The organism is Hydrogenoanaerobacterium sp., from assembly GCF_032017025.1.
In the GTDB taxonomy this organism is placed as follows: domain Bacteria; phylum Bacillota; class Clostridia; order Oscillospirales; family Ruminococcaceae; genus Hydrogenoanaerobacterium.
The window spans coordinates 36,827-58,242 of record NZ_DALZQO010000020.1 but is presented as its reverse complement, the minus strand read 5'-3'; the positions used below and the strand labels follow the sequence as shown (position 1 = coordinate 58,242).

General features: G+C 48.7%; 21 protein-coding genes. All 21 read right to left on the bottom strand.

Annotated elements, in window-relative coordinates:
• Positions 1–169: 169 nt before the first annotated feature.
• The 21 genes from hslO to RTV33_RS11760 all read right to left on the bottom strand — a co-directional run bounded on the left by hslO (position 170) and on the right by RTV33_RS11760 (position 21,356).
• On the bottom strand, positions 170–1,048 hold the full coding sequence (gene hslO / locus RTV33_RS11860) for an Hsp33 family molecular chaperone HslO (protein ID WP_312644498.1): 879 nt from the start codon (positions 1,046–1,048) through the stop codon (positions 170–172).
• On the bottom strand, positions 1,045–1,842 hold the full coding sequence (locus RTV33_RS11855) for a class I SAM-dependent methyltransferase (protein WP_312644496.1): 798 nt from the start codon (positions 1,840–1,842) through the stop codon (positions 1,045–1,047). The genes hslO and RTV33_RS11855 overlap by 4 nt, the downstream gene beginning before the upstream one ends.
• 5 nt (positions 1,843–1,847) lie before the next feature.
• Positions 1,848–2,147, bottom strand: coding sequence for a YerC/YecD family TrpR-related protein (locus RTV33_RS11850; protein ID WP_312644495.1), 300 nt, complete (start codon positions 2,145–2,147; stop codon positions 1,848–1,850).
• Between the two features lie 166 nt (positions 2,148–2,313).
• Positions 2,314–3,615, bottom strand: a complete 1,302-nt coding sequence (lysA, locus tag RTV33_RS11845) for a diaminopimelate decarboxylase (RefSeq protein ID WP_312644505.1) — start codon at positions 3,613–3,615, stop codon at positions 2,314–2,316.
• 134 nt (positions 3,616–3,749) lie between these two features.
• The gene (gene yihA / locus RTV33_RS11840) at positions 3,750–4,373 is read right to left on the bottom strand and encodes a ribosome biogenesis GTP-binding protein YihA/YsxC (protein WP_312644494.1); all 624 of its coding nucleotides are present in this window, start codon (positions 4,371–4,373) and stop codon (positions 3,750–3,752) included.
• 12 nt (positions 4,374–4,385) lie between these two features.
• Positions 4,386–6,806, bottom strand: coding sequence for an endopeptidase La (gene lon, locus RTV33_RS11835; protein ID WP_312644492.1), 2,421 nt, complete (start codon positions 6,804–6,806; stop codon positions 4,386–4,388).
• A 264-nt stretch (positions 6,807–7,070) separates the two neighbouring features.
• Complete coding sequence (gene clpX / locus RTV33_RS11830) at positions 7,071–8,396, bottom strand: ATP-dependent Clp protease ATP-binding subunit ClpX (protein ID WP_396327429.1); 1,326 nt, start codon at positions 8,394–8,396, stop codon at positions 7,071–7,073.
• An 80-nt stretch (positions 8,397–8,476) separates the two neighbouring features.
• A complete protein-coding gene (gene clpP, locus RTV33_RS11825) occupies positions 8,477–9,058 on the bottom strand; it encodes an ATP-dependent Clp endopeptidase proteolytic subunit ClpP (RefSeq protein ID WP_312644503.1) in 582 nt (193 codons plus the stop codon).
• Between the two features lie 280 nt (positions 9,059–9,338).
• Positions 9,339–10,727 (bottom strand): trigger factor, encoded by a 1,389-nt coding sequence (gene tig, locus RTV33_RS11820; RefSeq protein ID WP_312644490.1) that lies wholly within the window; start codon positions 10,725–10,727, stop codon positions 9,339–9,341.
• A 160-nt stretch (positions 10,728–10,887) separates the two neighbouring features.
• Positions 10,888–11,589, bottom strand: coding sequence for a metallophosphoesterase (locus tag RTV33_RS11815; protein WP_312644488.1), 702 nt, complete (start codon positions 11,587–11,589; stop codon positions 10,888–10,890).
• A 15-nt stretch (positions 11,590–11,604) separates the two neighbouring features.
• Complete coding sequence (gene thrC, locus RTV33_RS11810; RefSeq protein WP_312644487.1) at positions 11,605–13,098, bottom strand: threonine synthase; 1,494 nt, start codon at positions 13,096–13,098, stop codon at positions 11,605–11,607.
• 24 nt (positions 13,099–13,122) lie between these two features.
• Positions 13,123–14,052 (bottom strand): membrane dipeptidase, encoded by a 930-nt coding sequence (locus RTV33_RS11805; protein WP_312644485.1) that lies wholly within the window; start codon positions 14,050–14,052, stop codon positions 13,123–13,125.
• Between the two features lie 23 nt (positions 14,053–14,075).
• Positions 14,076–14,462, bottom strand: a complete 387-nt coding sequence (locus RTV33_RS11800) for a YraN family protein (protein WP_312644483.1) — start codon at positions 14,460–14,462, stop codon at positions 14,076–14,078.
• Complete coding sequence (locus RTV33_RS11795; RefSeq protein ID WP_312644482.1) at positions 14,459–15,073, bottom strand: ribonuclease HII; 615 nt, start codon at positions 15,071–15,073, stop codon at positions 14,459–14,461. The genes RTV33_RS11800 and RTV33_RS11795 overlap by 4 nt, the downstream gene beginning before the upstream one ends.
• A complete protein-coding gene (ylqF, locus tag RTV33_RS11790) occupies positions 15,070–15,948 on the bottom strand; it encodes a ribosome biogenesis GTPase YlqF (RefSeq protein WP_312644480.1) in 879 nt (292 codons plus the stop codon). Before ylqF ends, RTV33_RS11795 begins: the two co-directional genes overlap by 4 nt.
• Before the next feature lie 42 nt (positions 15,949–15,990).
• Positions 15,991–16,563 carry a signal peptidase I gene (gene lepB, locus RTV33_RS11785; protein ID WP_312644478.1) on the bottom strand — a complete coding sequence of 191 codons (573 nt, stop codon included), beginning with the start codon at positions 16,561–16,563 and terminating at the stop codon, positions 15,991–15,993.
• An 89-nt stretch (positions 16,564–16,652) separates the two neighbouring features.
• The gene (gene rplS / locus RTV33_RS11780) at positions 16,653–16,997 is read right to left on the bottom strand and encodes a 50S ribosomal protein L19 (RefSeq protein ID WP_312644476.1); all 345 of its coding nucleotides are present in this window, start codon (positions 16,995–16,997) and stop codon (positions 16,653–16,655) included.
• Positions 16,998–17,172: 175 nt separating this feature from the next.
• On the bottom strand, positions 17,173–17,856 hold the full coding sequence (locus tag RTV33_RS11775) for a TIGR03936 family radical SAM-associated protein (protein ID WP_312644475.1): 684 nt from the start codon (positions 17,854–17,856) through the stop codon (positions 17,173–17,175).
• Entirely contained in the window at positions 17,856–19,697 is a 1,842-nt protein-coding gene (locus tag RTV33_RS11770; protein WP_312644501.1) for a TIGR03960 family B12-binding radical SAM protein, read from the bottom strand. Before RTV33_RS11770 ends, RTV33_RS11775 begins: the two co-directional genes overlap by 1 nt.
• A gap of 89 nt (positions 19,698–19,786) precedes the next feature.
• Positions 19,787–20,380, bottom strand: coding sequence for a site-2 protease family protein (locus RTV33_RS11765; RefSeq protein ID WP_312644474.1), 594 nt, complete (start codon positions 20,378–20,380; stop codon positions 19,787–19,789).
• Positions 20,370–21,356 carry a M23 family metallopeptidase gene (locus tag RTV33_RS11760; RefSeq protein ID WP_312644473.1) on the bottom strand — a complete coding sequence of 329 codons (987 nt, stop codon included), beginning with the start codon at positions 21,354–21,356 and terminating at the stop codon, positions 20,370–20,372. The genes RTV33_RS11765 and RTV33_RS11760 overlap by 11 nt, the downstream gene beginning before the upstream one ends.
• Between the last annotated feature and the right edge of the window lie 60 nt (positions 21,357–21,416).

Here is a 21,416-nt window from a genome sequence, read left to right as displayed (position 1 = left end):
GTAAGGCAGATGCTCTCCCAGCTGAGCTATGCTCCCACATCATTTTGTTTCCTTGCCCTTAGCGACGAGATTTATTATACTATACCTTGTGGATATTGTCAATGCATTTTCGATATATTTTTTTGTTTTTTTACTAGAAAAGCTTTTAAAGTACTACAAACCCTGATGTTTACAGGCTATTTAACGCAAGATCTTGAATGTCTTTGCTCGTAAAAACATACTTTTTATTGCAAAAATGGCAGGCAACTTCTGTAGTGGGCTGCTCCGTTGCCATGTCGCCCAGTTCTTTGCCGCCAAGTGAAATAAGGGCACGCTCAATACGCTCCTTACTGCAGTTGCAGCGGTACTCCACATGCGATTCGTCTAAAATATTCGGCTCAAAGCCCTCTAATACCTTAAAGCACACCTGTTCGGGGGTAGCGCCCTCGGCAATAAGCGCCGAAATGGCAGGCAGGCCGTTTACATTTTTCTCAAGATGGTCGATTTCTTCATCGGTTGCACCGGGCAAAAGCTGCACCAGATAACCGCCAGCCGCCTTTACGGTGAGATCGGGGTTAACCAGCACCCCCAACCCGCAAACGGTTGGAATCTGCTCGCTGATTGCGAAATAGCTTGTAATGTCCTCGGCAATTTCACCCGAAACAATGGGAATCTGGCCGATATATGGCTCTTTTAAACCGATATCCTTAATCACCTGCAGATTACCTGAAGTACCCACAGCACCCTTGACATCCAGCTTGCCATACTGGTTGAGGGGCAACTCAACAATTGGGTTCTGCACATAGACGCGCGGGTTTCCCTGCGAATCGGATACTGCGATGATAGAGCCTACGGGGCCGTTACCCGCAAGGCGTATGGTGATAGAATCCTCCTCGCCCTTGAGTGCACAGCCCATCATTGATGCAGCAGTAGCAAGCCTGCCAATTGCTGCTGTAACTACGGCGGAAGTTTTGTGTACCTGCTCTGCTTTCGCGGCAATGCTGGTAGAATCTATAGCCGTGCAAACGATACCACCGTTTGCAGATATTGCCCGTACAATTTTACTCATAATCTGGTTTTCCTCCGAATGCGAATTGATTTGGTGTTGTTTGCAGCAATTCCGCCGCGTTCAACCGGTAACTTGCGCGTAACATAGATCAGCCGCTGCGTGGTTTCTGTAGGAGCATCTAATGTATCGTCTCCATAAACAGCAATAGTTTCAAGCCCTGCAGCTTTGATGAAGCCGTCGAGTTCCTCAGGGGTGTAGGCACGTTCACAAAAGTTTTCGCTTTCACGGCGGTAGTTTTCCCCTTCTTTTACAAAAAAATCAAGATCGATAGTAACGATATGATGATGTTCATTGTATTCGTTCTGCCAGACGCAGCAGCAATCTTCATTTTCGTAAAAAAAGGTGTTGCAGCCAAGCACCGCACGATGCTTATACACCGTATTGACATCAAAAATAAACAGCCCACTGGGTGCGGTAAACATAGCCACCCTATCGAATGCCCGCTGCAGCTCCTGTTCCTCAATCATGTGGTTGAGGCTGTCAAGCGCACAGATAGTGACATCAATGGTGCCGTAAAGGTTGAGTGAAGTCATGTCCTGGCATAGAAATAATGCCCCCGGAGCTTTTGACGCAGCAAAAGACAGCATCTCAGCCGAGCTGTCCACCCCAATCACATCGTAACCGAGGTTTACCAGCTCTGCCGATAGGCTGCCTGTTCCACATGCCAAATCCAGTAGTAATTCGACATGGTCTGTATTTTGTTTCATAATTGTATCGAAATAACGCGCCCTTTCAGGGTAAGATACATTCCCTGTCAAACGGTCGTAATAATTGGCAAAATAGGTGTATGCCATTGCAATTAATCCTTCTTTTGAGCATCCAGGCGGTCGAAAATAATGCGATAACCGTCGCAACCATAGTTGAGTGAACGGTTCACCCTGCTGATGGTAGCCGTGGAAGCACCTGTAACATTGACAATATCGCTGTAAACCTTATGCTCATCCAGCATTTTGGCAACCTGAAGGCGCTGAGACAGCGCTTTTAACTCAGGAACAGTGCATAAATCATCAAAGAAATCATAGCACTCCTCCATGGTTTGCAGCGAAAGAACCGCCTTGAATAAAATTTCGACATTAATATCCTTCAGCTTTGAATTCATAAATACGCCCTCCAAAAGTTATGTTAAGCGTGCGGCAAAATAAAGAGCTGCCTATTTAACGCTTGTGTTTGTTAAAGTAGTGATCATCCTTAGTTTAACATACTAAACCGTGAAAGTAAACAACATAAATATGAATTTTTTTGTTTTAAAAGTGATTATTTGTATATTAAAGCAAGTCGTTCTTAAGAATATCATCAAAGGTTTCACGCTTTATAACAACCCTCGCGCTGCCGTCCTTCACCATTACCACAGGGGGCTTTGGAAGGCGGTTGTAGTTGGAGGACATGGAATAATTGTAGGCACCCGTCGCAAGCACAGCCAGTGTATCGCCCGCCTGTGCCTTTTGAATGAGCATACCCTCGCCGATGAGATCTCCGCTTTCGCAGCATTTGCCCGCCACGGTGACGGTCATATCACGCTGCTGGTTTGCCTTATTGGCAACCATGGCATGATATTCCGAGTGGTACAGCGCATAACGCGGGTTGTCGGTCATACCGCCATCCACCGAAACATAGGTGCGAACATCGGGTATGTTTTTTACCGCACCAACGGTATACAGGGTAATGCCTGCATTGCCCACCACCGAACGCCCCGGCTCAATGATGATGTACGGAATTTGCAGCCCTAAATTGGCACAGGTTTCGTGCACCACCTTGGAAACACGCTCCATATAGCGGTCGTACTCCACCGGCTGATGATCGGGTACATATTTGATGCCAAAGCCGCCGCCGAGGTTGAGCTCCTGCAGCTCTACACCTGTTTCTCTCTTGATATCCGCAACAAAGCCAAGCATCACCTGCGCTGCGAGTTCAAACGGTTCAATATCAAAAATCTGCGAACCGATATGGCAGTGTATTCCCTTGAGCGTAATGTTCTTATAGGCAAAAGCCTGTTTTACTGCCTCCATGGCCTCACCGGTTTCGAGTGCGAAACCGAATTTGCTGTCGATCTGACCGGTACGGACGAAATCATGGGTATGTGCGTCGATTCCCGGTTTAATACGGAAGAAGATGTTTACATTTTTGTGCTGCGCCTGAGCAAGCTGGTTGAGCACCTCCAGCTCGGTAAGGTTATCAACTACGATTCTGCCAACGCCGTATTGAAGTGCAGTCACCAGCTCCTCCACGGTTTTATTGTTGCCATGGAAGAAGATATGCTCGGGGGGAAAGCCTACACTCATTGCGGTATGCAGCTCGCCGCCAGACACCACGTCAAGCCCCATTCCCTCTTCCATTGCAATTTTGCAGAGAGCTTTGCAGCATAATGCCTTACTTGCATAGGCAGCAATACCGTTCCCGCCGTAAAAACGGTCGATCGAGCTTTTATATTTGCGGCAATTGCTGCGTATCTGCTCCTCATCCATCACATAAAGCGGAGTTCCGTACTGTTCGGCAAGCGCGACGGTATCCATACCGCCAATGGTGAGGTGACCCAGTTCGTTAACATTTAAGCAATCTGATACAAACATAATAAGCTCCGTTCCGCCGGCCTGCACCGGCATATCATATCCTTTTAAAGGTCTAAAAAATCGCTCTTATTCCACAGGGCAGAAAACAATAAGGCTATATTGGGCACGAACCATTTTATGCGCAAATAGGCAAATTATTGATTTGTTTCCGGGGGCTCTTCGCCGAGGGTGGGCTCTTCCTGCGCAAGCTCTTCGATAATCTCATGAATCTGATCCATACCCTCGCCTGTTTCGGCAGAGGTAACAATCATCGTTATCTGATTAGCATAAGGCAACTCAGTTTGCAGCGCAGCAAGGCGTTCTTCCCTCTGGCGAGGTCTCAGTTTATCCACCTTGGTAAGCACAATGACAAACGGGGTCTCTGACTCGACCAGATAGTCAATCATCTGCAAATCATCTTTGGTGGGTGCATGGCGCATATCAATCAGCTGAAACACCAGTACAATATCACGGTCGCTGTGCAAATAATTGCTGATAAGGTTTGACCAGCGCTGCTTTTCGGTTTTGGCAACCTTGGCGTAGCCGTAGCCCGGCAGGTCGGCAAAGCGTACATTCTCAAGCCGGAAGAAGTTGATGGTGGTGGTTTTACCCGGCATGGAGCTTACCCTGGCAATTGATTTGCGGTTGAATATTTTATTAATCAGCGATGATTTACCCACGTTTGACCTTCCGGAAAAAGCGATCTCAATGGTCTCACAGGGTGGAATCTGCTCAAACAGACCATATGATGCCTCAAACTCTACCTGATTCCATTTCATAGCTTTCTCCCCTTACTGTGTAATAATATCTTGCTTTGGCGCAAGCTCGCTCGTTTTAACAATGGATACCGCGCTTTGCACCATGTGGCTTTCGTACGCCGAGATCAGTGCGGTTTTCAGCACGGTATCAATCTGTTCTGCTGTAACAAATTTAATGTGCTCGGTTACAACAGGGTCAAGCTCCGCCAGATCGGGCTCGTTATTTTTGGGAATGACAACGGTTTTGATACCGGCACGGTATGCAGCCATCGTTTTCTCTTTTAGTCCGCCGATGGGCAGGACGCGACCGCGCAGGGTGATCTCCCCTGTCATAGCGACATCGTAGCGAACAGGGGTGCCAGAAAGTGCCGACACCACAGCCGTACAGATGGTAACGCCCGCTGACGGACCGTCTTTCGGGATAGCACCCTCGGGAATATGGATGTGGATATCCTTATTCTTATAAAAATCCGGTTCAATATTCAGCGTATGTGCACGTGAACGAATGTAGCTGAGAGCAGCATGCGCCGACTCCTTCATCACATCGCCAAGCTGTCCGGTCAGCTCCAGTTTCCCGGTACCGTCCAGAATAGCAACCTCAATTTGAAGCATCTCACCGCCTACCGATGTCCATGCCAGACCGTTTACCAAACCAATTTCATTTTTCTGTTCCACTTCCTCGGGTTTAAAGCGGCGAGGGCCTAAAAACTGAGTGATATTGCTATTGTTGACCGTTACTTTTTTCTCGCTACCGGCGACAATTGCTTTGGCAGCTTTACGGCACAGCGACGCAATCGTGCGCTCCAGCGTACGAACACCGGCCTCGCGGGTGTAATTGTCGGCGAGTGCATAGAGTGCATCATCGGCAATTTTGAGTGTTCTCGCGTTCAAGCCATGGCGTTTTGTCTGCTTGGGTACAAGATATTTCTTCGCAATGTGGAATTTTTCCTCACGGGTATAGCTGGTAAGCTCGATTAATTCCATACGGTCGAGCAGCGGATCGGGGATGGCATCGCGGTTGTTGGCTGTTGTGATAAACAGCACCTCGCTGAGGTCAAACGGCAGCTCGATGTAGTGGTCGCGGAACGCATTGTTTTGTTCACTGTCGAGCACCTCAAGCAGTGCCGAGGACGGGTCGCCGCGGAAGTCGTTACCGAGTTTGTCAATCTCATCAAGCAGAATCAGCGGGTTTTTACTGCCTGCCAGCTTGAGCGCATTGATGAGACGACCCGGCATAGAGCCCACATAGGTTTTACGGTGACCACGGATATCGGATTCATCGCGCACGCCACCCAGCGAAATGCGGGTATAATTGCGGTTGAGTGCCTTTGCGATGGATTTTGCGATGGAGGTTTTACCCACACCCGGAGGACCTACCAGACAGATAATCTGTCCTTTGATATCCGGAGCAAGCTTACGCACTGCAATAAGCTCGAGAATACGCTCTTTCACCTTTGTAAGCCCGTAGTGATCTCCGTCCAAAATCTTTTTGGCGCGTGCGAGGTCGGCTTTTTCTTTGGTGGCAGTGTTCCACGGAAGCTCTAGACAGGTATCAAGGTAGGTGCGTATAACCGCTGCCTCCTGCGAATTGTTGGGTAAGCGTGAAAGCCGTTCTGTCTCCTGAATCAGCTTCTTTTCCGCTTCTTCCGCAAGGCCAAGCTTTGCGATTTTTGCCATGTATTCATCGGCTTCATCCATGGGAGATTCTGTTTCACCTAGCTCGTCGGAAATCACTTTCAGCTGCTCGCGCAAGAAATATTCGCGCTGATGCTGGTCTACCTGCTCTTTGACCTTATCGTAGATATCTTTTTCGAGGCTGAGAATATTATTTTCATTTTCTAAAATACCCGCAAGTTCTTCAAGGCGCTTGGTAATCACCGATTCCTCGAGAATGCGCTGTTTTTCTTCAACATTCAGTGGAATATTGGCCGTTATGTATTCGCAGAGATAAATGGGGTCTTCACTGGACACCGCGTTGACAATCATATCACGCGGCATTTTGGGGGTGAGGTAGCAATACTCCTCAAACAGCTCTTTTACTGTACGCATCAGTGCGTCACAAAGAGCCGTACGCGGATAGCGCGAAGCTTTCAACGGGTGCTTTTCAACCGTAGCCTGCAAGACATTGCCTTCATCTGTGATGTCAATTAGGCGGGCGCGGTAGCTCCCCTCCACCAAAACACGCAGAGTATTTCCGGAGGATTTCAGAATCTGACGAATTTCGGCAACCACACCAACGCGGTATAAATCTTCCTCTTTCGGGTCATCTACCTTAATATCCTTCTGCGCTACCAGAAAAATCTGCTGATCTTTTTGCATCGCCTCATTGAGCGCAGTTACCGACTTTTCTCTGCCCACATCAAAATGAAGCACCATTTTAGGAAACAGTACCAAGCCTCTCAGTGCAAGCATTGGTATGGTAAAGCGTGTTTCCTGCGCTGTAATGTTTTCCATACAATTTCCTCCTTTATTCGGAATTTTACACTGTGCAGAAATTCATCTGCACAGTGGCATCAGTTTGAAGAACCACTTGCGCAGTGCCCCAAGCTTACTTTTGTTCTGCAACAAAAAGTTATATTATAAAATGTGGATTGTTTTTGTATTGACTGTAATTATACAGGATAAACGTATATTTTGCAAGAGTTAAGCTTGCATCCTGCATTTTATAGATACACAAAAAGCAGCCGAACAGCGGCTGCCTTTCTGTTTGTTATGACGTTAAGACACGGAAGAGGATGACTTGGAACGGGGCTGTGCACGCTTGGAAGAAAGCTGAAGCTTTGACGGCTTTCTTGCAGGATTGTACGAAAAGATTGGCGGCTCTTTGCCTTCGACACAAGCTTTCGTGACGGTAATCGTCTCGATGGTGTGATCGGACGGGGCATTGAACATCGCATCCGAGAGTATCCCCTCCATAATCGACCGCAAGCCGCGTGCACCTGCCTTTTGGGCAATTGCCTTTTCAGCAACACTAACCAGCGCTTCATGTTCAAAGTTGAGTGCAATGCCGTCCAAATCGAACAATCGCGTATACTGCTTCATCATCGAGTTTTTCGGCTCGGTGAGGATGCGCACCAGCGCGCCTTCGTCAAGATTTTCGAGTGGTGCAAGCACCGGGACACGGCCAACAAGCTCGGGAATCAAACCAAACTTCACAAGGTCGTGCGCTTCGATCTTCTGCACCAGATAATCTTTTTCCTTAGTCTTTTTGTCGATTAGCTGTGCACCGAAGCCCATCGACGCAGATTTGTTCAGACGTTTTTCAATGATTTTTTCAACGCCGTCAAAAGCACCACCGCAGATGAACAAGATGTTCGAGGTGTTGATTTGAATAAACTCCTGCTGCGGGTGCTTGCGTCCGCCCTGCGGGGGAACATTTGACACCGTACCCTCGAGAATTTTCAGGAGAGCCTGCTGTACACCCTCGCCGCTGACATCGCGGGTGATGGACGGGTTCTCGGATTTTCTTGCAATTTTATCGATCTCATCGATGTAAATGATGCCGCGTTCTGCCTTTTGAATGTCAAAATCGGCAGCCTGAATCAAGCGCAAAAGAATATTCTCAACATCTTCGCCCACGTAGCCGGCCTCGGTTAAGGTGGTGGCGTCGGCAATGGCAAAGGGTACATCGAGAATCTTAGCGAGTGTCTGTGCCAACAGTGTTTTACCAACACCGGTGGGACCTACCATCAGCACATTACTTTTTTGCAGTTCCACATCGGAACCTGCACCAAAGTAGATGCGCTTGTAGTGGTTGTATACCGCAACAGAAAGCGCAATTTTGGCCTTCTCTTGCCCTATTACATATTCGTCCAGCGTTTCTTTGATTTCACGCGGTTTCGGAATATTAAGCTCCTGCTCCTCTTTGGATGATTTCTTTTTCTGCGGGACATATCCCTCATCATCCAGCACATGCTGACAAAGCTCTACACATTCGTTGCAGATGCATACACCGGAGCCTGCAATCATGCGAGTAACCTGCTCCTGTGTTTTACCGCAGAACGAACAGCGCAGAGGTTTGTTATCGTCGTATCGGTTGGCCATTGGTATTACCCTCCATAAGCTCTTAGGAAAACGGATAGGCTGACCCGAAGAATCAGATCAGCCCTCCGATATTAATTATATTATTTCTTTGCGATGACCTTATCAATCAAACCGTATTTTTGCGCCTCTTCTGCGGACATAAAGTTGTCGCGCTCGGTGTCGCGTTCGATCACCTCAAGGGGCTGACCTGTTGCTTCTGCCATCATTTTGTTCAGGTTTGCCTTAATTCTCAAAATGCGCTCCGCGTGAATTTTGATATCGGTTGCCTGACCGCGTGTGCCACCTAACGGTTGATGAATCATAATCTCACTGTTGGGCAGGGCAAAACGTTTGCCCTTAGCACCTGCTGTGAGCAGAAAAGCACCCATAGATGCCGCCATACCGATGCAGGTGGTAGAAACGTCACACTTGATATAATTCATGGTGTCGTAAATTGCCATACCTGCTGTGATAGAGCCACCGGGGCTATTAATATAAAGAGAAATGTCTTTGTCCGGATCCTGCCCCTCTAAGAACAGAAGCTGAGCCACAACAAGACCCGCTGTTGTATCGTTGACCTCGTCACAAAGCATGACGATACGGTCGTTTAACAGTCTGGAAAAAATGTCATACGCACGCTCACCACGGTTGGTTTGCTCGATGACGGTTGGCACCAATGCCATAGCAATCACCCATTTCTCCGCACGATCATTACTTTAATGAGAACTGAAAAGCGAACGATTTCTTCGTGCGGGAAGAAACCCTCCGTAAGCCGCAAGCAGAAAGCCCCTGCTCAAAAACACACCTCATTAAATGATGGCGGCAGTCTCAATATAAATGATTGGACAGTTTCGCCGCTTCTATGCGCCTTACAGCGCATGTAGATTTTAGAAAAACAGGTTATTTTACTGGGCCAACTGGCCGTGTAAATAAACCCTGCCAGTTTCACAAAGCTCAAAATGATTATTCAGCATCCTCAGCTTTTTCTGCTTTCTTCTTAGCAGGTGCTTTTTTCTTAGCGGGCGCTTTTTTCTTAGCAGGTGCAGCTTCTTCCTCTGCACCGGCCGCAGCCTCGGTGGTTACAACAGCGCTGTCGCGAACCAGATCAATCGCTTTGTTTACAGCGAGATCCTTCGCAATTTCGTCTGCGGGAACCATTTTTTTAATTTGGTCGGCAGGCATGCCATAGTTTGCAGCCATGGTCTCGTATTCTTTGTTCACGTCTTCTTCCGAAGCGGTGAGCCCCTCGAGCTCTACAATTTTCTCAAGAGCAAGGCGAATTTTCACCTGTTTGTCGGCCTGCTCTGCAAAGGTTTTGCGGAATGCGCTATGCTCCATATTGGTATACTGCAGGTAAGAATCAAGGTTGAGCCCCTGAGACTGCAGCCTGTACTCGAACTCTTTTACGCTTTGGTCGATTCTTGCATCGAACATGCACTGAGGAATCTCAGCTTCCATATTCTCAATTACAGTGTCAATCAATCTGTTCTCAAGATCATCCTGTGCAGCTTTGTCTTTACGAACCTGCATTTTTTCCTTGATATCTGCTTTCAGCTCATCCAATGTCGAGAACTCGCTCATATCTTTTGCCAGCTCATCATCGATTGCAGGCAGTTCCTTTGCTTTGAGCTCATTCAGCTTGCATTTGAATACAGCGGGCTTGCCAGCAAGGCTCTCTTCACCGTATTGCTCGGGGAACGTTACCTCAACGTCAAACTCTGCACCAATCTCTTTGCCTACAACCTGCTCCTCAAAACCGGGAATAAACTGGCCGGAGCCCAACTGCAGCGGGAAGTTTTCGCCCTTGCCGCCTTCGAATGCTACGCCATCGCAAAAACCTTCAAAGTCGATAACAGCGGTATCGCCAAGCTCGGCAGCTCTGCCCTCAACGGGTACAAGTCTGCCTGCGCGCTCGCGCATTCTATCCAGCTCTGCGTCAATATCGGCATCGCTCACCTCGGCGGTGTATTTAACAGCCTCAATGCCCTTGTAGTCTTTTACAGTAACCTCAGGTTTTACTGTAACGGTTGCTTTAAAGGTAAAGCCGTTTTTGTCAACATCAGACATTTCAATTTCAGCCTTGTCAACGGGCTCAATTTTAGCTTCATCAACAGCATCGCTGTAAGCCTTGGGGTAAATATCGTTGATAGCATCCTCATAGAAAACGCCTTCACCATATACTTTTTCAATCATTTTTCTGGGTGCTTTGCCTTTTCTGAAGCCGGGCATATTGATTTGTTTTACGTTTTTGCGATATGCTTTTTCAATTGCTGCCTCAAATTCCTCAGCACCGATGGAAATCTCGAGCTGATAACGATTGGTCTCAATCTTTTCTGCTTTGACTAGTTTCATTGTTAACTTCCTCCTGTAATGATGCACAAACTATACACTGCACATCGGCGCTTAGCCGTTTCGCGATGTGCCACGCATCGGACAGGAAGCCGGTATGCAACCTATCTGTCATGCAAATGTTGTATGAGTGCGAAACATTTTAATTATACCATATCTTGTTTTAAAATTCTACTATTTCGTTTATTTTTACTGGGTTAAAACGTAAAAAATCGCTTGAAATAAGCCTAAAATCCACTCCCAGATACTCACCGTTCAGCGCATAGGCGCAGCCGGTGGAATGAATATGCCCGTAATAACACTTTTTAATGCCGTTTTTGAGCAGAACATCAATAATTTCAGCGGAGATTTCATCGCCATAAACCGGCGGATAATGCAGAAACACGATCCGCTCACCCTGCATTTTTTTAGCCGCGTCGATGGATAGCTGAAGCCTCGCCGCTTCGCGCGCGAGAATTTTAATGTCGTGCGCTTCACCTTTTTCAAACAACCAACCCCGTGTACCGCAAAGCACCTTTCCTTCGGCCTGCACAGCACTGTTGTGCAGAATGTGCAGTGTGGAAAGCCCGTTTGCGGCAAAAAACGCCTCCATCTTGGTTTTCGACGTCCACCAATAATCGTGATTGCCCTTGATAATATATTTTTCACCGGGCAGGCTGTTCAAAAAACGGAAATCGGAGAGGGTTTGCTCCAGCGTCATTGCCCACGAGGTATCTCCCGCGAGAACTACGGTATCCTCCGGCTTAATGGCTTTGTTCCAGTTTTCGGTCAAACGTTGCACATAGTTGTGCCAGCCCGAAAAAACATCCATAGGTTTATCGGTACCCAGAGAAAGGTGCAGGTCGCCGATTGCATATATGCTCATGAATTCCTCTTTCTATTACTTTAACTTTAATTGTTTTACCACATATTCGCCGATATCTGCTTTGTCGCAGACATCGTTAAAACGGGGTGCTCTGCCCTTGAGCGCCGCCAAACTCTCTGGAATTGTACAACCGGAAAGCTCAGAGAGCTTATCTGCCATTTCAAACTCAGAAAGCCCCTCTGTGCTGCCTGTAAGTGCTTCAAGTACGCTTTGCGAAAACTTGAACGGGCTTGCGGTGGAGGCAATTACTGTTTTGGTGTTGTCCCCTGTCTCTTTCACATAGTTCTGGTAGACGTTCACAGCAACCGCCGTGTGTGTATCGCACAGGTAAGAATACTCTTCAAAGATGCTGTGTATCGCGGCTTTGGTAGCGGCATCGTCACAGCAGCCGCCGTAAAACTCCGCCCGCAGCCGTTCGCGGACAGGGTCTGTTACGGTGTAGCTGCCTTTCGTACCCAAATCGCTCATCAGGTTTCTTACCGCAGCATCATCATTACCTTGCAGGGCAAACAGCAGGCGCTCAAGATTCGAGGAGATGAGGATATCCATCGAAGGAGAGATGGTGGCATGAAACGCCCTGTTTTTATCGTAGGTACCGGTTTTGATAAAATCGGTGAGAACATTGTTCTGGTTGGACGCACAAATAAACTTGGCGATGGGCAGCCCCATTTGTTTTGCGTAATATGCGGCAAGAATATTGCCGAAGTTTCCGGTTGGCACGCAAACGTTAATCTTATCGCCGATGGCAATCTCTTCATCGGCAAGCAGATCGCAGTAAGCGCTAATGTAGTAGACAATCTGCGGTACCAGTCTGCCCCAGTTGATCGAGTTTGCGGAGGAGAACATTTTGCCGTTTGCCGCAAGCTGCTCTGCCAGCGCATTATCGGTAAAGATTTGTTTTACCGCGGTTTGCGCGTCGTCAAAATTGCCTTTAATGGCGCAAACGGTGACGTTGCCACCCTCCTGCGTTGCCATTTGAAGCTTCTGCATGGGGCTGACGCCCTGTTCGGGGTAGAACACCATAATACGGGTACCGTCAACATCTTTAAAACCTTCCAGCGCGGCCTTGCCGGTATCGCCCGAGGTGGCAACCAAAATCACAATTTCTTTGCCGTCTACGGTTTTCTTCGCAGAGGTGGTGAGCAGATAAGGCAACAGCTGCAGCGCCATATCCTTAAACGCACAGGTAGGGCCATGCCACAGCTCCAGCATATAAACGTCGTCACCAAGTTTTGCCATGCGGGTAACGGAGCCGTCCCCAAATTTGTCGGTATACGCGCCGGCAACGCAATGGTACAGCTCGTCGGCAGTAAAATCGGTGAGGTAATCGCCGAGGATGTTTTTGGCGCGCTCAACATAGCTCAGCTTTGAAAGCTTGAGCAGCCGCTCCTCGGTGAGCTGCGGAAAGCATTCGGGAACAAACAACCCACCCTCTTTTGAAATGCCATTTGCAATGGCAGTGGCAGAGGATACTTTTTGTTGTTTATCTCTGGTACTGATGTAGTTCATAGGAAAGACCTCTTTTTCTTTTAACTATCTGAAATTCTTTTGATAAAAGCGATACGCATTTTCAAAAAACATCTTATCCACAAGAATTTTATCTGAGATTGATTGTACCATAAAATCGTATAGATTTGCAATTTTTTCAATAGAATTTAAATCGGCAGGCATGGACGCACCGTCAAAATCTGAACCGAGTGCAAGTGTATTCTCGCCGCCAAGCGCAAGAAAGTGCTCGACATGCCGCAGTATATCGTGAAAATCAGCTTTTTCCACGTCCTGTTCGCGAAGAAAGACGGGGTAAAAATTGATGCCCACCAACCCGCCGCGTTTTACAATTTCGCAGAATTGGTCGTCACGCAGGTTGCGTGGAACCGCGCAGACCGTACGGGAATTGGAATGGGTCGCCACAAACGGTTTGGTTGCAATTTGCAGAAGGTCATCAAAGCCGTTATCCGAAAGGTGTGATGCATCTACAATAATGCCGTTTTGCTCAAGTACGGCAACTGCTTCCCTGCCAAACGAGGTGAGCCGGCTGTTGGCAACGGTGCCGCTGCCAAGCTCATTTTCGCCATTCCATGTAAGCGTTAAGAACGAAACGCCCTGCTGCTTTAGGTACGGAACGCGGGTAAGATCACCTGCAAGCGCGGAACCGCCCTCGATTGAAAGGATTGCCGCCGCTTTACCGCTGTGCAGAATGCGCGAAAGATCGCCGCCGGTATAGGCTTGCTCAATACAACTGCTGTAGCAAGCCATTTGGGCTTTGAAATAACACAGGTTGCGATCGAAATAATCAATTGCCGCCTGCCCCCGGTATTGGTCAGGCATAAAAATAGCAAAGGTTTGAACATAGCTTTCAAAGCATGCCCGGTCCAGCGAGAGCTGACGGGTATTGTTGACCAGATTTTCGCCAGACGCACAAAGCTCGGTGATGGTATCGCAGTGTAAATCAAATACTTTCACAGCTCACTTACCCCTCTCAAAATTCACAAGCAAAAAACATCTGCACCTGACTGTGCCCAGAACGCGTTTTTGAAATGGTTGCAGCTGATCACCTTGCCGTCTGACGCAGTTAGAATCTCAATCACATCAAAACGCGGCTGCAGCTCGCATGGGTGCTCCAGCAGGTAACAGGCGGCCGTTTTTATAATACGCCGCTGCTTTTGCCGCCCTACTGCATCTGCCGGTGCGCCAAGGCAGTTCTGTGCGCGGGTTTTTACCTCTACAAACACAATATACTGCTCATTTTCGGCAATAATGTCAATTTCACCGAAAGCGGAGTGAAAATTGCGTGTGGCAACCCTTAGCCCTGCTTGTTGCAGATAGCTTACGGCATATTCTTCGCCAATGCGGCCGAGTTCAACGGCTTTCACTTACCCGCCCCCATCAATTTTTTCAAAAAGCTGCGCCGATGAATGGGTGAAATGCCGTACTGCGCAAGCATTTCGTAATGCAGCTTGGTACCGTAGCCCTTGTGGCGTTCAAACTGATACTGCGGATACTGCTTTGCCAGCTCGAGCATGTAGTGATCACGGCTGACCTTGGCAAGAATGGATGCCGCCGCTATGGAAGCAGACTTTGCATCGCCGCCGATGACAAATTCGGCGGGAATACCGTGCAGTTCGGGGCATTTGTTGCCGTCTATGTAAGCGATATCGGGCTTTATGGAAAGCCCCTCCGCCGCGCGCTTCATACCGAGCATAGTGGCGTTTAGGATGTTAATTTCATCGATGACCTGCTCCTCTACCGCCTCGATGCGAAATGCCAGCGCCTTGTTAATAATCTCCTGAAAAAGAAGCTCCCGTTTTTTCTCAGAAAGCTTTTTGGAATCGTTAAGCCCCTCAATTTCGATATCGCGGGGTAAAATGACAGCAGCGGCATAGACGGGGCCGGCCAAAGGACCTCTGCCCGCCTCGTCGATGCCGCATATCGTATGAAAGCCGTGCTTTTCGTAGGCTTGTTTTTCAAATTCGTACAGGCTCATGCGTCTGCCTCCGGCGGGCTTTCCAGCGTAATGCGACCGATTGTTCCGCTGCGGAATTCATCGAGCACCATAATTGCGGCACGTTCGGTGTTAACCTCACCGCGTGAAATGAGCATACCGCGCTTTCTGCCTACAAGCGTGAGCAAATCATATGGCTCGATATCTGCGGTTTCGTCATCGGTGAGGTTGTAGCGTGCGCACAGCAGGCTATGGTAATCGCGGTTTAGCCGATCAAGCAGGCGCATTGCCAGCAGCTCAATGTCAATTACATCATCCTTAACCGCGCCGGTAAATGCAAGGCGTTCGCCCACCAAGGGGTCTTCAAATTTCGGCCACAAAACACCGGGCATATCAAGCAGGTCAAAGCCCTTATCAAGGCTCACCCACTGCTTGCCGCGCGTAACACCGGGGCGGTCTTCCACTTTAGTACGCTTGGAGTTTGCCATGCGGTTGATAAACGAGGATTTGCCCGCATTGGGAATGCCGACGATCATCATGCGGATCGGCTTACCGGACATTCCCTTCTGTTCACGGCGGGCAAGTTCATCGCTGAGCACCTCTTTAACCAGCGGAATAAACTGCCCCAGCCCTCTGCCGCTCCGGCAGTCGGTGGGCAGCGCCGCCACACCCTGCTTTTTATAGAAATCGCACCACTTTGCAACGATACGTTCGTCGGCTGCGTCGCATTTATTGAGCAGCACAATTCTGGGCTTGCCCCCAGTCAGCTTATCAATTTCGGGGTTGCGGCTGGATGCAGGAATGCGCGCGTCGGTCAGCTCAATAATAATATCAACAAGCGGCAGGTTCGCCTGCATTAGCCGCCGTGTTTTTGCCATATGCCCCGGAAACCACTGAATGGATGGTATCTCAGTCATTGTTTTGTTCCTCCTTGCAGGTTTCGTCCTGGTATCTTTCCGTCAGCGAATAGCGCCAATCTGTGTAACGGGCAGAATGCGCAGCAGAGCCTTGCCAAGCACATAACGCGTATCTACCATGCCAATGCTGCTGTCGCGGCTATCGAGCGAGTGATTGCGGTTGTCGCCCATTACAAAAATGCAGCCTTCGGGTACTGTCTGCGGAAATCTCATATCATAGTATAGATTGGTGGGCTCGGCAATATACGGCTCATCCAGCGCTTCGCCATCAACATATACCACACCTTTTTTAAAATCGATATCCACTGTCTGCCCACTTGTTGCGATAACACGTTTGACAATGGGAACATCAAAGCTTGCCGTAGGCGTGATAACCACAACATCGTTGTTGCGGGGTTCAAAAAACAGGTCGGAAATCACGATGAAATTACCGTTGTGCAGCGTCGGCTCCATCGACTGCCCCTCTACCCCGACAATGCGGAACAGAAAGGTAAAGATAAGCACGACAGTGATTACTGCAAACGCAATGGATTCCACCCATTCGTAAGCGCTTCTAACAAATAGGCGATTTTTTTGCCGTTCGCTCCCCGGTATGCTGTTTTCCCTTTCTTCCATCGATCAAACCGCCTTTCCACCTTAAGATATATCATAAAAAGCTCTATATAAACAACAAAAGGGACGAAAATACGTCCCTTTTGCATTCATTAGCGAAGTTGCTCTTTAACTTTTGCAGCCTTACCAACTCTGTCACGCAGGTAATACAGTTTGCTTCTGCGTACTTTACCGTGTCTGACAACCTCAACCTTGTCAACATTCGGGGAATGAACCGGGAAAACTCTTTCAACGCCGCAGCCATGTGCAACACGTCTGACAGTGAAAGTCTCAGCTACGCCACCATGTCTTTTCGCAATGACGGTGCCTTCGAACAACTGGATTCTCTCTCTGTCGCCCTCTTTGATTTTTACGTGAACCTTGACGGTGTCACCGATTTCTACTACAGGAGCTTCGGATTTAATCGAATCCTGTGCAATGAGTTTTAAAGCATCCATTGATACTTCCTCCTTATATTTCAGACATTCATTCTCACTAAACCAGTGACAGAGGACTGCCCGCTTTAATGTCACGGTCATTGACCGGGCATTAATCCCCACCTTGCGCAAGGCGCAAAGCGGCCACTAAATGCCTTAATAGAATACCATATCCTGTACATGAATGCAAGGGGTTTTATTCAAAAAACTCGTCTTTTATGGGGTTGTCGGTATAAACCTGCAGCTTTTTCACACGAATGCAATCCAGTTCTACATCACACAGCTTTGAAAATGCGTCAAACACCAATGTAGGGTTAATGTTTATGGTGGTACCGGCCGCCAAACGCAGCACCAGACGGATTCCGTCATCCTCTGCCTCAAGACTTTTCAGCTCAATGAACGGCTTCAGATCAATCTCCTTAAAGCCCTTCTTGGTTTTCTTCTCTACAAGAATTGTATCTCGGGTGAGCATTTCACGGAACATTACTTCAAGTTCAGCACCTGTCTTATGCGGGGCAGACGCTAAAACCTGATAGTCGCAAACTGCAATATCATCGGGCTTGTGTACGGGCGCAGCAACCTTGTAGACGCGAAACCCCATCGGCAACGCTGCATTAAGGCGGTCTTTGATCTCGTTCATAGAGATTTCCTCGATCACGCGCAAATCCATCGTTTCACAATCGCTCTCGTAGCCAAGCGGAGTAGGCATAGCAAATGTGATGTAGATGTGCGGGTTGAAGCCCTGAGTATACCAAACAGGCAGATGTGAACGTGCCAAAGCACGCTGGAAGCAGCGGTTGATATCAAGATGAGAGATGTATTTTGCGGCATCGCGGCGGGTATAAAACACACGAATATCGCGAACGTTTGACATATCCATTAGAAATTGCACCCCCCGCTGAGCTTATTTGCACCACAGGCACTGCATTTTAAACGGCAGTGCGGGGTGACGGCATCGGCATGTGCCTTTTTATTTTCTTCGATGAGGAAGCGTTTGGTCACACCGTAATCGAGGTGATCCCACGGCATAACCTCGTCGTAGGAACGGGTACGGTTGGCGTAAAACGTCGGATCAACGCCGCATGCTTCAAATGCCTGCATCCAGTTTTCATATTTAAAGTGATTGTCCCAACCGTCGAGGTTGCAACCACTGCGCCACGCGGTTTCGAGTACACTGCACAGGCGACGGTCTCCACGGGCAAAAACACCCTCGAGCACGCTGGTTTTGGAATCGTGGTATTTTACATTGATCTTACGGCTGGTCACGCAGGAAAGCAGATATTTCTGCTTTTCCTGTAGTTCCGCCATGGTCGCCTGCGGCTCGAATTGGAACGGAGTAAACGGCTTAGGTACAAAGCCCGCAAGGCTGACGGACACGGTTACGCCCCTGCCCTTGGGTTTATTGGGCAAGGCATAGTAAAGGTCTACCACCTTTTGTGCAAGGTCGACAATGCCCGCTAAATCCTCATTGGTTTCGGTGGGCAGACCCAGCATAAAGTAAAGCTTCACCGCGGTGTAGCCGCCTTGAAACGCCGTAGTGCAGGTGCGAATGACCTCTTCTTCGGTAACGTTTTTGTTGATGACATCGCGCATGCGCTGGGTGCCTGCCTCGGGTGCAAAGGTGAGCCCGCTTTTGCGCACCTTCGCAATCTGCTCCAGCAGTTTTTCAGAGAAATTATCGACGCGCAATGACGGAAGGCTCAGGTTTACCTGCTCCTTATCCGTCCAGACTAGCATTTTGTCGAGCAACTCTTCCAACCCCGAGTAGTCACTGGTAGAGAGTGAAGAAAGCGAAATTTCGTCGTAGCCTGTACTGCAGGTAAGGTCCCAACCGTTTTTGTTAAGAGTTTCGGGTGATTTTTCGCGGAACGGGCGGTAAATAAAGCCAGCTTGGCAGAAGCGGCAGCCGCGGATGCAGCCGCGCAGCACCTCAACCATAGAACGGTCGTGCACCGGTTCTACAAACGGTACGATGAACTCTTTGGGGAAATAGACCTTGTCCAAATCCTTAATAATCCGCTTGGTGACCACAGCAGGCGCCCCCTCATGCGGAGTAATCTCTTTAATCGTACTGTCCTCGTTGTAGCTGAACTCGTAGAGAGACGGCACGTATACACCCTGAATGTGTGCCGCAATTTTGAGAAACTCCGCTTTGGAAAGCCCCTCCGCTTTCGCTTTGCGGTAAGCATTTACCAGCTCGGGCAGTACCTCCTCGCCTTCACCAAGCATAAACAAATCAATAAAATCGGCGATGGGCTCGGGGTTGCATGTACAGGGGCCGCCCGCAACAACCAGCGGTGCAAGGCTGTCGCGGTTTTCACTGCGCACAGGCACACCCGCGAGGTCAAGCATATTGAGTACAGCGGTAAAGCTCATCTCATACTGCAAGGTAAAGCCGATCATATCGAAATTTGCAATAGGGTCCATACTCTCGAGGCCATAAAGCGGGATATGGTTTTCGCGCATCAGCTTTTCCATGTCGGATTCGGGCGCAAATACGCGCTCACACCACACTCCGTCCATCTCGTTGAGCTGTGAATACAAAATTTTCATGCCAAGGTGAGACATGCCCACCTCGTAGGTATCGGGGAAGCAAAACGCAAAGCGGAAATCCACCTTGTCATGCTGCTTCACCACACTGTTCAGTTCGCCGCCCACATAGCGCGCGGGGCGCTGAACTTTGAGCAGAATTTTATCTAACTGTGTTTTGATGCTCTCCATTGAAACCTCCAAACAAACCGCAGTTACCTGCTGTTTGATATTATCTTGTTTATCATACAGCAAATCGAAGATTTTTTCAACAAAAAGCATTATTCCCCCTTATGAACAAATATGGTAAAGGCGAGATAAAACGAGGTAACGATCAAAGTGATGTTCCCTTTTCCCTGTATGGTAAGAACAATCGATGCAAGAGCGATGGGCAGCAGGAATAGCAGCGACACGGTGAAGGAGATGACCGCGACCGTGCGTGGACTTGCAAAGCAGCGCGCCAAATTCTGTACCACCATTCCGCCATCCAGCGCACCGATGGGTAAAAGGTTGAACAGCCCAAGCAAAAGGTGTACTAGTGCAAGCTGTGTCATCACCTTACCATTTACCGCCCATATAATTGCCGCGGAAATAAAATTGACGAGAGGTCCCGCTAAAAAAATAAGCATTTCTTTACCGTAAGATATCTTCGTACTCTGTCTCTTGCAAATGCGGATGCCAAACGATACAAAGTTGATACTTTTTGGTGGCTGACCAAACAGGTACATTACTGTGAGGTGCCCCAGCTCATGCATCAACGCAGCACAGAACATCTGTCCGCCAAGTCCTGTTTTATCCAAGCTTAAAAAGGCTGCCAGCACCGCTAAAAATGGATAACTTACACTGACGGTAACACCCAATAGATTAAAACTCATCGTACACCCACGCAGGATTCGCCTGCAAGCCGTTCACACGGAACTCGAGATGGACATGGTTGCCGGTAGAAAGCCCCGTACTGCCCACTTTCGCAACGACCTCACCCTGACGTATAACCGCACCCGCAGGCGCGAGAATCTCACTGCAATGGCAATAGGCAGTCTCTAGGCCGGTGCTGTGCTGAATGACAATGAAGTTGCCATAGATTGCAGAGTTGCCAATTTCGCTGACTGTTCCCGGTAATACTGCCGAAATAGGGGTTCCCGAAGGCGCGGCGATATCAACACCTGTGTGAAAATCGTCTTTCCCTGTAATGGGATGCCTGCGAAACCCAAAATGGCCTGTAAGTGTACCAAGCTTTACAGGCAGGGTAGGCTTGTCTGTTATAAAAAAAGGCGAAAGCGTCGCCGTGCCGGGCGCGCTTAATCTCTTCTGTGTGCCAACAAGACGGACAGGGTTGATTCCGCCCCCCTGCCCGTCTTGTTTTTCTTCACCCGATGTGTTTGTATTCGTTTGGGGCTTGCTCTCCTCTTCGGTAAGTTCATCGGTCGTAATCTCCGGCTCGGTTTCTTTTGGCAAATACTGTTCGATATATCCTGCAAGCTCTGAATCAATGGCCTGCGACTGTGCAGGCTCAGTGCTTGCCGGTGAGGAGGGGGCTTCCTGCTGCGGCTGAATTGTTTCCGGTTCCTTTTTATCCGACCAGACTGGAAGCTGTATGTTCCACTGGCGCATCACATCGTCGATAAAGCTGAAATGCAGCTCCTGCCCCAGCAGCTCACCCATGGCCGTGCGCGCGTTTTCGTATAAAGGCAGCCCCGACAGCTTGAGGCAGTACGCCAAAGCGAGCAAAATCAAACATACCGTAATTTGTGCAAGCATAGCAGAAAGCACCGAATCTTGGCGCTGTGGCTGCCCACTTTGCCGGCGCGTTGTTCTTGTTCTTGCTTGGTCTTTATCCGCTCTGCTCATCATTGCAAACGCTCCTTTGCTTTTGGGTTTTATCCTACCATAATCATATGAGCGTGCAAAGAA

Coding starts and splice junctions, on each gene's coding strand:
- hslO (WP_312644498.1), bottom strand. CDS start 1,048: ATGAGTAAAATTGTACGGGCAATATCTGCAAACGGTGGTATCGTTTGC.
- RTV33_RS11855 (WP_312644496.1), bottom strand. CDS start 1,842: ATGGCATACACCTATTTTGCCAATTATTACGACCGTTTGACAGGGAAT.
- RTV33_RS11850 (WP_312644495.1), bottom strand. CDS start 2,147: ATGAATTCAAAGCTGAAGGATATTAATGTCGAAATTTTATTCAAGGCG.
- lysA (WP_312644505.1), bottom strand. CDS start 3,615: ATGTTTGTATCAGATTGCTTAAATGTTAACGAACTGGGTCACCTCACC.
- yihA (WP_312644494.1), bottom strand. CDS start 4,373: ATGAAATGGAATCAGGTAGAGTTTGAGGCATCATATGGTCTGTTTGAG.
- lon (WP_312644492.1), bottom strand. CDS start 6,806: ATGGAAAACATTACAGCGCAGGAAACACGCTTTACCATACCAATGCTT.
- clpX (WP_396327429.1), bottom strand. CDS start 8,396: ATGGCCAACCGATACGACGATAACAAACCTCTGCGCTGTTCGTTCTGC.
- clpP (WP_312644503.1), bottom strand. CDS start 9,058: ATGGCATTGGTGCCAACCGTCATCGAGCAAACCAACCGTGGTGAGCGT.
- tig (WP_312644490.1), bottom strand. CDS start 10,727: ATGAAACTAGTCAAAGCAGAAAAGATTGAGACCAATCGTTATCAGCTC.
- RTV33_RS11815 (WP_312644488.1), bottom strand. CDS start 11,589: ATGAGCATATATGCAATCGGCGACCTGCACCTTTCTCTGGGTACCGAT.
- thrC (WP_312644487.1), bottom strand. CDS start 13,098: ATGAACTACATCAGTACCAGAGATAAACAACAAAAAGTATCCTCTGCC.
- RTV33_RS11795 (WP_312644482.1), bottom strand. CDS start 15,073: ATGAGCCTGTACGAATTTGAAAAACAAGCCTACGAAAAGCACGGCTTT.
- ylqF (WP_312644480.1), bottom strand. CDS start 15,948: ATGACTGAGATACCATCCATTCAGTGGTTTCCGGGGCATATGGCAAAA.
- lepB (WP_312644478.1), bottom strand. CDS start 16,563: ATGGAAGAAAGGGAAAACAGCATACCGGGGAGCGAACGGCAAAAAAAT.
- rplS (WP_312644476.1), bottom strand. CDS start 16,997: ATGGATGCTTTAAAACTCATTGCACAGGATTCGATTAAATCCGAAGCT.
- RTV33_RS11775 (WP_312644475.1), bottom strand. CDS start 17,856: ATGGATATGTCAAACGTTCGCGATATTCGTGTGTTTTATACCCGCCGC.
- RTV33_RS11770 (WP_312644501.1), bottom strand. CDS start 19,697: ATGGAGAGCATCAAAACACAGTTAGATAAAATTCTGCTCAAAGTTCAG.
- RTV33_RS11765 (WP_312644474.1), bottom strand. CDS start 20,380: ATGAGTTTTAATCTATTGGGTGTTACCGTCAGTGTAAGTTATCCATTT.
- RTV33_RS11760 (WP_312644473.1), bottom strand. CDS start 21,356: ATGATGAGCAGAGCGGATAAAGACCAAGCAAGAACAAGAACAACGCGC.